Source organism: Serratia sp. N21D137 (genome assembly GCF_047530005.1).
GTDB classification, from domain to species: Bacteria; Pseudomonadota; Gammaproteobacteria; order Enterobacterales; family Enterobacteriaceae; genus Chania; species Chania fonticola_B.
In genome coordinates, this window is sequence record NZ_JBLJAJ010000054.1 from 1 (window position 1) to 10,893 (window position 10,893).

At 53.9% G+C, this 10,893-nt stretch carries 10 protein-coding genes, 1 rRNA gene and 1 riboswitch; of the genes, 4 read left to right on the plus strand and 7 right to left on the minus strand.

All coding sequences use genetic code 11. From position 1 onward, the window contains the following. The 3 genes from ACMV5H_RS24145 to btuB all read right to left on the minus strand — a co-directional run. Positions 1-63: ribosomal RNA gene (locus ACMV5H_RS24145) — 16S ribosomal RNA — on the minus strand; the annotation flags it as partial. Positions 64-478: 415 nt separating this feature from the next. Beyond that, positions 479-1,342, minus strand: a complete 864-nt coding sequence (gene murI / locus ACMV5H_RS24150) for a glutamate racemase (protein WP_037376430.1) — start codon at positions 1,340-1,342, stop codon at positions 479-481. Continuing rightward, positions 1,287-3,167, minus strand: a complete 1,881-nt coding sequence (gene btuB / locus ACMV5H_RS24155) for a TonB-dependent vitamin B12 receptor BtuB (protein WP_037376431.1) — start codon at positions 3,165-3,167, stop codon at positions 1,287-1,289. The genes murI and btuB overlap by 56 nt, the downstream gene beginning before the upstream one ends. Before the next feature lie 73 nt (positions 3,168-3,240). Further along, a riboswitch (cobalamin riboswitch) is annotated at positions 3,241-3,456 on the minus strand. A 120-nt stretch (positions 3,457-3,576) separates the two neighbouring features. Here btuB and trmA point away from each other — a divergent pair. Next, positions 3,577-4,677, plus strand: coding sequence for a tRNA (uridine(54)-C5)-methyltransferase TrmA (trmA, locus tag ACMV5H_RS24160; RefSeq protein ID WP_021807206.1), 1,101 nt, complete (start codon positions 3,577-3,579; stop codon positions 4,675-4,677). Between the two features lie 64 nt (positions 4,678-4,741). Here the strand turns inward: trmA and ACMV5H_RS24165 are convergent, their stop codons facing one another. Both ACMV5H_RS24165 and fabR read right to left on the minus strand, forming a co-directional pair. Beyond that, the gene (locus ACMV5H_RS24165; RefSeq protein ID WP_021807207.1) at positions 4,742-5,104 is read right to left on the minus strand and encodes a YijD family membrane protein; all 363 of its coding nucleotides are present in this window, start codon (positions 5,102-5,104) and stop codon (positions 4,742-4,744) included. A gap of 13 nt (positions 5,105-5,117) precedes the next feature. Further along, positions 5,118-5,750, minus strand: coding sequence for an HTH-type transcriptional repressor FabR (gene fabR / locus ACMV5H_RS24170; protein ID WP_024482854.1), 633 nt, complete (start codon positions 5,748-5,750; stop codon positions 5,118-5,120). 214 nt (positions 5,751-5,964) lie between these two features. Between fabR and sthA the strand changes: the two genes are divergently transcribed. Beyond that, positions 5,965-7,362: a Si-specific NAD(P)(+) transhydrogenase gene (gene sthA, locus ACMV5H_RS24175; RefSeq protein ID WP_021807209.1), complete on the plus strand. Its 1,398-nt coding sequence runs from the start codon at positions 5,965-5,967 to the stop codon at positions 7,360-7,362. Here sthA and oxyR read toward each other — a convergent pair. After that, positions 7,345-8,262 carry a DNA-binding transcriptional regulator OxyR gene (oxyR, locus tag ACMV5H_RS24180; RefSeq protein ID WP_021181915.1) on the minus strand — a complete coding sequence of 306 codons (918 nt, stop codon included), beginning with the start codon at positions 8,260-8,262 and terminating at the stop codon, positions 7,345-7,347. The genes sthA and oxyR overlap by 18 nt on opposite strands. Positions 8,263-8,415: 153 nt before the next feature. Between oxyR and ACMV5H_RS24185 the strand changes: the two genes are divergently transcribed. Continuing rightward, positions 8,416-9,147 (plus strand): glutathione peroxidase, encoded by a 732-nt coding sequence (locus ACMV5H_RS24185; RefSeq protein ID WP_021181914.1) that lies wholly within the window; start codon positions 8,416-8,418, stop codon positions 9,145-9,147. A gap of 133 nt (positions 9,148-9,280) precedes the next feature. Continuing rightward, a complete protein-coding gene (locus ACMV5H_RS24190) occupies positions 9,281-10,729 on the plus strand; it encodes a dihydrolipoyl dehydrogenase (protein ID WP_021807210.1) in 1,449 nt (482 codons plus the stop codon). A gap of 71 nt (positions 10,730-10,800) precedes the next feature. Here ACMV5H_RS24190 and ACMV5H_RS24195 read toward each other — a convergent pair. Further along, the coding region (locus tag ACMV5H_RS24195) for an IS3 family transposase (protein WP_325982530.1) at positions 10,801-10,893 on the minus strand (93 nt) is incomplete at its 5' end.

The window sequence follows — 10,893 nt, forward strand, 5'->3', positions numbered from 1 at the left end:
GACTTGCATGTGTTAGGCCTGCCGCCAGCGTTCAATCTGAGCCATGATCAAACTCTTCAATTAAAAGCTTGATTTGCTGCAACTCGTGCAGCGATGCTCGAAAATTAACTTTCGTAATCATTCATTCACATGAATGACTGCTTGGTCACTCTTCAAGACTTGATATTTTTTTGCTACCGAAGTAGCTGGATATCGTCTTGTGAGTGCCCACACAGATTGTCTGATAAATTGTTAAAGAGCGTTCGTTACCGTGAAGTTTCTCGGTAACGCGGGAGGTGCATATTACGCTTTCCCGCTGAAGAGTCAACCTTTTTCTCTTACGAGACGCGGTGTTTTCACCGGGTTGCTTCTTCCTGGCTGGGCGACTTGTTCGTCGTTGTTCCCGGTCAGTGGAGGCGCATTATAGGGAGTTCTCAGAACGCCGCAACCCCTAAATTCATTTTTTTTGCTGACCGTCGAATGTTTAAGCAAAACCCCATTAAAGCGGCAGTTTTTTCAACGATTTAAAGCCATAACCCTGCAAAACGGGCAATAAAGCATCGGTGTCTTCATTCAGCGCCATGCAATACGCCAGATTCTCTTCCTGAGTTGAGACCAGATTTTCCTGATTAGAGATAAGCCAGGCAGCTCTGCGGGCAATTGCCGCACCGGAATCCACCAGACGCGTTCCTTCAGGCAGGACTTGCATCAGCTCTTCAGATAATAGAGGGAAGTGAGTACAGCCCAACACGACCGTGTCCGGAGGCTCGCGCATGCTCAGCCACGGCTGCAATATTTTCTTCAGCGTTGCCAGCGGCACAGGTTCACCATGCAGCTTGGCTTCTGCCAGCTCCACCAGCTCAGAAGAGCCTAACAGCTCAATTTTGCAATCTGTCGCGAAACGCTCGATCAGTTCATGAGTATAAGTACGCTGAACCGTACCGCGCGTGGCCAGTAAACCGACGATACCGTTGGCGGTCAGTTTGGCAGCAGGCTTGATCGCTGGCACCACTCCCACCACCGGGAAAGCAAAACGCTCACGCAGCGCAGGTAAGGAAACGGTACTGGCGGTATTGCAGGCAATGATGACGATTGCCAAAGGATGACGTTCCTGAACCGCACTGACAATTTCCAGCACGCGCTCAACGATGAACTCTTCGGATTTCTCGCCGTAGGGGAATGCCACGTTATCGAAGGCATAGATATAGTGGAGATCCGGCAGCAGTTGCCGAACCTCCTGAAACACTGACAACCCGCCGACGCCGGAATCAAAAACCAGCGCCGTCGGGCGAGGAGCCGCAGTGGCGTTAGAAGGTATAGCTGCCAGTGAGGTAGTACTCTCTTCCTGGGGTAGCGTAGCCATAAGCCGTCTCATAATCTTTATCAAACAGGTTGGCAATTCTACCACGAACTGTCAGCTGAGAGGTTATTGGATATGAGGCGCTCACGTCGACCGTGCTGTAACTCGGCAATACGCGCTGCTCAGGGTTATAAGTAGAAGAGATATTGTCGTAACGCTTGCCGTAGTACTGATACGAGATATCCATGTCCAGGTTGAACATCGTCCAATCCAACTGATATTTGGCCTGACGTTTCGAACGGCGCGCCAGCACCTCATCGGTCTGGTCATTACGCGGATCGATATATTGCAGCGTCAAACGGTGGGTGAACATCCAGGTATCAAAGCTACCGGTCCATTCAACGCCTTTAATCGTTGCCCGATCCACATTGTAATACTGCCCCTGATAGGTCACAGGGTCAGAATCATAGTTGATCAGGTTCTGGATTTTGTAATGGTAAGCAGACAGACGCCAATCCAATGGCCCGGTCAAACCTTCCAGACCCATTTCCCACTGTTTGGACTCTTCCGGCTTGAGGTTGCTGTTGGAATCAATGCCAAAGCGTTTTGAGCCATATTGCTGACCCAATGACGGCGTCAGGAAACCCGTACCATAAGATAAGGTAGCTCGATAGCCATCAACAAACTCCCAACCTGCCGCGGTCTGCCAAGTGCCGTGCCAACCAAAGTCACCTGCCTTGTCTTCACGCCCAGAGGCTTCCAGCGTCACGCTGCCAAACTGCTGTTGACCGCTCAGGTACAGCCCCGTGTTGTCTCTTTTATAGGTATCGGCAAAGGAACTGTCGGAAGAGGTCAGGCGCTGTTGCTGGAAATCGGCACCGGCGGTAACGCTACCGTGCTCGAAAGCATAGGTATTGCCCCATTGCAGGTTACGCTGATCCATATCATCCAGCGTAGTGCTAATGCCATAACGGCCATTCTGGCTGCTGTAGTTGTAATCTTTCTGTTTCTGATAGCTGCCCGTCAGTTGAGAAGAGAAAGCCCCAGACAGGAAACGCAGCCCCATATCATAGGTATGGCTATACAGGCGGTCTTCATCATTACTGTACTTCGGGCTGTAAGGTACACTGCCGACATCGTAGTCCGAGTTATTGGTATAACCATAACCCCGCACGAAGCCTGAGAAATTCTGATTGAACTGCTGTTCCAACCCGCCCCAGAAGCTTTTATTACGGAAACCATCACGATCGCTGTCGACCGAATAAGGCGAGCCTGGCTGCACATTGAAACCGTTGGTCATCTGGTAGCTGCCCGCAACGGTAGCAACAGTGTTATCAAAACGCTGGCGCAAGGCACCATCGTACTGCTGGTATCCTTTAGAACCGATCCCCGCCTGGACTTTTCCGCCCTCTTTATCCGTCTGGGTAATGATGTTGATGACCCCGCCGATGGCACCAGAACCGTAAATGGCAGAGCGCGGCCCACGGATAAACTCCACACGCTGAACCAGCGCTAAAGGAACCTGGTTAAAATCGACGCCGTTGCTGATCCCCAGACGGGCCATTGGCACGCCGTCAATCAGAACCAATACATGACGAGCTTCAGTGCCGCGTACCGAGAGGGATGACCCCTGCCCCATACCGCCGTACTGTGAAATATCGACACCGGGCAAACGGCGCATTACATCATTGAGGCTTTTGGCCTGCCAGCGATCGATATCTTCGCGGGTTACCACATCGGCAGGCGCCAATACGGAAGAGACCGGTTGAGGGAAGCGATTGGCGGTCACCACCAGATCATCGCTACTTTTAGCCGTGGTGTTATCTTGCGCCCATCCAGAAAATGCCGTCGCGGAGGAGACCACCGCCAGCAGTGTATTTTTTATCATTGTCATTATAAAAAGCATCCAAACTTCATTGGGGATGCCGCAGGGCCACGGCCGGTAGTTCGCGACGGCTATGGATATTGCGACGTACACCGGTAGGTTTTCGGGCTTGGGATTTGCCGGTTGCCTGTGGCAACCCGCACCGGGCGATGACTTCCCATCCTGCAGTGGACAGTGTCTGCGTCATTTAACGCTATCGCCGTGACTTCCCCATACCGCTGCGCGTCAGCTCCAGATTTGCACTGGATTCCCTTTTCACTCGCTGCTTGAGACCGGACGGCAATGCTACAATCAATGAAAATGGATGTCTAGATTGCCAACAGTGTTGCAAAATAGCACCACAACAAAACTGGACTTCACGGGCTGATTCCCTACAATCCCCGCTGATCCAATTTGCCTGACGAGAGAAACCATGACGCCCGAGAATTTGCCTATTGAACGCTATGACGACCAACTGGCGGAGAAAACAGCCCGCCTGAAGACCATGATGTCACCGTTCACGGCGCCCGAGCCGGAAGTGTTTCGCTCGCCAGTCAGCCACTACCGGATGCGTGCGGAATTCCGCATCTGGCATGATGAGGACGATATGTACCACATCATGTTCGATCAGCAGACCAAGCAGCGTATTCGCGTCGATAGCTTCCCGGCGGCCAGCGAGCTGATTAACCGCCTGATGAGCGCCCTGATGGCGGCCCTCAAGCCCAATCCAGTGCTGCGCCACAAGCTGTTCCAGATCGATTATCTTTCTACGCAGAGCGGTAAGATCATTGCCTCGCTGCTGTATCACCGCAAGCTGGACGAACAATGGCAGCAAGATGCCACTGCGCTGCGTGATGCGTTACGCGCAGACGGCTTCGATGTGCAACTGATTGGCCGCGCCTCGAAGATGAAAATCATGCTGGATCAGGACTACGTCGACGAAGTGCTGCCGGTCGCTGGCCGCGCAATGATTTATCGCCAGGTCGAAAACAGCTTCACCCAGCCAAACGCAGCCATGAACGTGCAAATGCTGGAATGGGCGCTGGATGTCACCCAAGGTTCAAAAGGGGATCTGCTGGAGCTGTATTGCGGTAACGGCAACTTCTCGCTGGCCCTGGCCCGCAACTTCGAGCGGGTATTAGCCACTGAAATTGCCAAGCCTTCGGTGGCGGCGGCGCAGTACAACATCGCGGCCAATAATATCGACAACGTGCAGATTATCCGTATGGCGGCGGAAGACTTCACTCAGGCAATGAACGGCGCTCGCGAGTTCAACCGGTTAAAAGGGATCGATCTGAGCAGCTATAACTGTGAGACGATTTTCGTCGATCCGCCGCGCAGCGGGCTGGATGAGGAAACGGTGAAGATGGTGCAGACCTATCCACGCATCCTTTACATCTCCTGCAACCCGGAGACCCTGTGCGCCAATCTGGATACGCTGCAGACCACGCACAAAATCACTCGCCTGGCTCTATTCGATCAGTTCCCATACACCCATCATATGGAATGTGGCGTATTGCTCGAACGCCGCTGATCTAGACAGGCGCAAAAACCAAAAAAGGCACTCCGCGGAGTGCCTTTTCTCGATAAAACCATTTTTAATGCTGAACAGTGACGGTATTGCGTTTCTTTAATTGAAAACCAATCCAGAGCACCAGCACCACGCAGACAATCGAGGGCAGGAAGTTCGAGCCGATCTGCGGGTATTCCGCACGCACGATCGCGCTATATCCCAAGACGCCCAACAGGAAACAGCCAGCCGCCAGTTTTGGCATACCATCCGGCATTGGCTGGTTCAGGTAACGCTGATGCAGGCAATATACCGCCAACACCAAAGCAATCAACGGGAACGCTGAAAACGACACCACCGAACTGAACAGCGCGGCAAAGGAACCGTTTACGGACAGGCCGGCAATCAACGCCAGCAGTAAAGTACCATTCTCACGGCTTAGTTTTTCCATGACTTTCACCTTGTTATACGTGGGATACAGATGCTTTTTCTTGTTCGCGGCGATACCAGTAATAGGCTCCTTTGGAAATCATCCGCAGTTGCAACACTAACCTTTCTTCGAGCTGCCGCCGTTGTTCAATATCAATATCCAGCGCTTCCGCACCGGCACTGAACACAATCGTCACCATAGCTTCCGCCTGCGCCTCGGTAAAACTACGCGGCATATGGTTTTCCAGCTCAAGGTAATCTGCCAGTTCGGCGATAAAATGTTGGATTTCCCGTGCTACCGCCGCACGAAACGCGGCCGAGGTGCCGGAACGTTCACGCAGCAACAGCCGAAAGGCGTTGGGATTATTGCCGATAAACTCCATAAAGGTCGATACCGACGTGCGGATCACGCTGCCGCCTTTGGCAATACGCTGGCGTGCCTGGCGCATCAATTGGCGCAGCATCAGGCCGCTTTCGTCAACCATGGTGAGCCCAAGCTCATCCACATCGCGAAAATGACGATAGAAAGACGTGGGCGCGATGCCCGCCTCTCGTGAGACTTCACGCAGGCTCAGGCTGGCAAAACTGCGCTCGGCACTCAGTTGGCTGAAAGCCGCCTCAATGAGGGAACGACGAGTGCGTTCTTTTTGTTGTGCTCTGACGCCCATTTGCATATCCGGATGACTTCCCTTCTTCAGTCTAACGCCGCAGAACTGGCAATATAGCAAATTTATTGCAACAGCATTTATACAAACGCGCTTTGTCACAGTTCTAGGCCACACCGATTGTGCTTTGCCACAAAAAGGCTAATGGTAATTGGGCACGCAGCGCTATGATGTTAAGATACCGTTGTAAATTTGTATAAGAACAGGTCTCTCCTACATGCAACAACACTATCAATTTGATGCCATTATCATCGGCTCCGGCCCTGGTGGTGAAGGCGCAGCCATGGGTCTGGTGAAACAAGGTGCCCGCGTGGCCGTGATCGAACGGTACAATAACGTGGGCGGCGGCTGTACTCACTGGGGAACCATCCCCTCAAAAGCCCTCCGCCACGCCGTCAGCCGCATTATCGAATTCAACCAGAACCCGCTTTACAATAACTCCCGCACCCTTAGTGCCACCTTCCCTGACATTTTACGCCACGCCGACAGCGTGATTAACCAGCAAACGCGCATGCGCCAAGGGTTCTACGAACGTAACCAGTGCAAGCTGTTCGCCGGTAACGCCAAGTTTATCGACGCCAACACCGTCAGCGTAAGCTATATGGATGGCACGCAGGATACCATCCGCGCCGACCATATTGTGATCGCCTGTGGTTCACGCCCTTATCATCCGAACGGCGTTGATTTTAACCACTCGCGCATTTATGACAGCGACTCCATCCTGGAGCTGAACCACGAGCCACGCCACGTAATTATCTACGGCGCTGGGGTGATTGGCTGCGAATATGCTTCTATCTTCCGCGGTTTGAACGTGAAGGTGGATTTGATCAACACCCGCGATCGGCTGCTGGCGTTCCTCGATCAGGAGATGTCAGATTCTCTGTCTTACCACTTCTGGAATAACGGCGTGGTGATCCGCCACAATGAAGAGTTCGAGAAGATCGAGGGTACCGACGATGGCGTGATTGTGCATCTGAAATCCGGCAAAAAAGTGAAGGCCGATTGCCTGCTGTACGCCAATGGCCGTACCGGTAATACCGATGCCCTAGGCCTGGAAAATGTGGGTCTGGAATCAGACAGCCGTGGCCTGCTGAAGGTCAACAGCATGTATCAGACCGCCGTATCCCACATTTATGCCGTGGGTGACGTGATCGGCTATCCGAGTCTGGCGTCTGCTGCTTATGACCAGGGACGCATCGCCGCTCAGGCCATCTCCTCTGGGGAAGCCAGCGGGCATCTGATCGAAGACATTCCAACGGGCATTTATACCATTCCAGAAATCAGCTCCGTCGGTAAAACCGAGCAGGAACTGACGGCGATGAAAGTGCCCTACGAAGTGGGCCGCGCCCAGTTCAAACACCTGGCCCGGGCGCAGATTGCCGGCATGAACGTGGGTAGCCTGAAGATCCTGTTCCACCGCGATACCTTGCAGATCCTGGGGATCCACTGCTTTGGTGAACGTGCGGCAGAGATCATTCACATCGGTCAGGCGATCATGGAACAGAAAGGTGAAGGTAATACCATCGAGTATTTCGTCAATACCACCTTCAACTATCCGACCATGGCCGAAGCCTACCGTGTAGCAGCGCTAAACGGCTTAAACCGCCTGTTTTAAGTTCGCGTCCAGGTAGTTCTGCATGTGTTCGCGAATAGCCTCGGCCAACTGCTCATAGCGGCTACGCAGCGGGGAGCCGGGGCGATACACCAGAGCAATGGTGCGCTTCGGTTCCGGTTTGTAGCACTCCAGATAGCACACGCCGTCACGCTCACGCTCACGCGGCACCGCCAAGGCGGGTAACAGCGTTATCCCACTGCCCGCGGCAACCATATTACGCAGCGTTTCCAGACTGGTCGCGCGGAAGTGGGTATCCTCATCCGCACCGGCCTGGAAGCAAAAGCCCAGCGCCTGATCGCGTAAACAGTGGCCATCTTCCAGCATCAGCAGTTTTTCACCCGCCAAATCGGCCATCGCCACGCGTTCACGCTGCGCCCACGGATGGTCGGAATAGACTGCCAATTGCATCGGCTCATCGAACAAAGGCACTTCGATGAAGGCTTCGGTCTCTTTCACCAGGGCAAGAATAGCGCAGTCCAACTTGCCGCTGTCCAGCTGTGCCAGCAGTTGATGGGTTTGTGCTTCGTGCAGGTACATTTCCAACTTGGGAAAGGATTTATGCAGCGTCGGGATAATCTGCGGCAGCAGATAAGGCCCCACGGTAGGGATCAGGCCGATATGCAACGGCCCGGACATCGCCTCCCCCTGCTGGCTGGCCATTTCCTTCAAGACTTTGACTTCGCGTAGCACGGTGCGCGCCTGCTCCACCAGCAGTAAGCCTGCCTGTGTGAAAAGCACCTTACGGCTGGTCCGCTCAAGCAGCATCACGCCCAACTCGTCTTCCAGCTTACGGATCTGCCCACTCAATGTTGGTTGGCTGACATGGCATGAGTCGGCAGCGCGCCGGAAGTGGCGGTGCTCGGCCAAGGCGACCAGATACTCTAAATCACGAATATTCATTGTTGTTTCCCTCCTGGCCATGATAGCTCATGGCGATAGATAAGATAGCAACGAGTGATTAGAACTATCAAGTCCCGCAGTGAATAATGTCCCCCAACGAAGCGCAACGGCGCCAACATAAAAAATTCATTTTTCTAATTAAGGGGTTAATTCATGTTTACCAGTCAAGAAGGCAAAAAAGTCCCTCAGGTTACCTTCCATACTCGCCAGGGCGACCAATGGATTGACGTGACCACTGATGACCTGTTCAAAGACAAAACCGTGATCGTGTTCTCCTTGCCGGGCGCGTTCACCCCAACCTGCTCATCAAGCCATTTGCCGCGCTATAACGAACTGTCCAGCGTGTTCAAGCAACACGGCGTTGACAGCATCCTGTGCGTCTCGGTGAACGACACCTTTGTGATGAACGCCTGGAAAGCCGATCAACACGCCGAAAATATTACCTTCGTGCCGGACGGCAACGGTGAGTTCACCAAGGGCATGAACATGCTGGTTGAGAAAGCCGATCTGGGCTTTGGCCCACGTTCATGGCGCTACTCCATGCTGGTGCGTAACGGCGTGGTAGAAAAAATGTTCGTCGAGCCAAACAAGCCGGGCGACCCGTTTGAAGTCTCTGACGCCGATACCATGCTGAAGTACCTGGCACCGGAATTCCAAGTGCAGGAATCGGTCTCCCTGTTTACCAAGCCGGGCTGCCCGTTCTGCGCCAAAGCCAAACAAATGCTGCAAGAGCGCGGGATCCAATATGAAGAAATCGTGTTGGGCCAAGACGCGACCACGGTCAGCCTGCGCGCTGTCAGCGGCCGCGCTACCGTGCCACAGGTGTTTATCGGTGGTCGCCACATCGGTGGTAGCGACGATCTGGAAAACTTCCTGTCAGCCTGAATGATAAAAATAAACCCGATGGGTCTCAGGCACGGTTCAACAATCTGTCGCCTGAAAAACCTAGCGGAATAGAAGTAATGTGACCTTTGGCGGGTGCTAACCCGCCCTTTTTTTATTCCCTTCAGGAGCGGATATGAAACTGTTGAATGTCGACGTCGCCGTTATTGGCGGCGGCACAGCCGGACTAGGCGCTTACCGCGCAGCAAAACTTTCTACCCCGAGCGTGGTGATGATTGAGGGCGGACCTTTTGGCACTACCTGTGCCCGCGTTGGCTGTATGCCTTCCAAATTGCTGATTGCTGCGGCAGAAGCGGTGCATCAGATCGAACGTGCTCCAGGGTTTGGCATCCATCCTGCGGGAAAAACCACCATTAATGGTCGTGAAGTGATGGATCGCGTCAAACGCGAGCGCGATCGCTTCGTCGGTTTTGTACTGGAAGGGGTCGATAGCATCCCGGCCGCAGATAAAATTCAGGGCTATGCCCGCTTCATTGACGACAACACCCTGCAGGTTGACGAGCATACGCGCATCGTCGCGCAGCGTATCGTGATTGCCACCGGTTCCCGCCCTAGCTGGCCTGCGCCGTGGAACGACCTTGGTGACCGCCTGATCGTCAATGACGATGTGTTTAACTGGGATGATTTGCCGCAGTCCGTCGCGGTATTTGGCCCAGGGGTGATCGGATTGGAACTGGGCCAGGCGCTGCATCGCCTTGGCGTTGCCACCAAAGTGTTCGGCGTTGGCGGCGCGGTTGGCCCGCTGACCGACAGCGTAGTGCGGGAATATGCCGCTAAAACGCTGGGTGAAGAGTTCTATCTCGACCCGGATGTCAAAGTAGACATCATGCAGCGCGAAGGCGACAAAGTGTTTATCCGCTACCAGGATCTGCACGGTCAACCGCAGGAAATGATGGTGGATTACGTGCTGGCCGCCACCGGCCGCCGTCCGAACGTCGACAAGCTGGGGTTGGAAAATACCACCCTGGTGCTGGATGCCAAAGGCGTACCACAGGCCGATCGCTTAACCATGCAAACCAGCGTGCCGCATATTTTCATCGCCGGCGATGCCAGCAACCAATTGCCACTGCTCCACGAAGCCAGCGATCAGGCTCGTATTGCCGGGCACAACGCGGGCAGCTTCCCAGAAGTAACGCCAGGGTTACGTCGCAGTGCGATTTCCGTGGTGTTTTCAGACCCGCAAATTGCCATGGTCGGCTCAACCTTCCGTGAACTGAACCAGAAATTCAGCGCCTGTGGCTGTTTTGAAGTGGGTGCCGTATCCTTCGAAAACCAGGGCCGTTCCCGGGTGATGCTACGCAATAAAGGCATCTTGCACGTCTATGGCGAGCAAGGGACTGGCCGCTTCCTGGGGGCAGAGATGATGGGGCCAGACGTGGAGCATATCGCCCATCTGCTGGCCTGGGCACATCAGCAGCAGATGACCATCGACCAAATGCTGGATATGCCGTTCTATCATCCGGTGATCGAAGAAGGGTTGCGAACCGCGCTACGCGATCTGCAAGCCAAGCTGAAGCTGGGTGAGTCTGAGGCCGAACGCTGCCAGCGTTGCCCTGGCGAATAAGCCTTTATCTCTGCTATCAGTCACCATCCACCGGGCATTGAACTGACCCCAAGAAGTTGGACGGTTTAAAATTAAGCAACCATCAAAGCCTGCGTTCTGTACTCCACAGGGCTCAGGCCTTTGAGCTTCTGTTTGATACGATGGTTATTGTAGTAATCTATGTA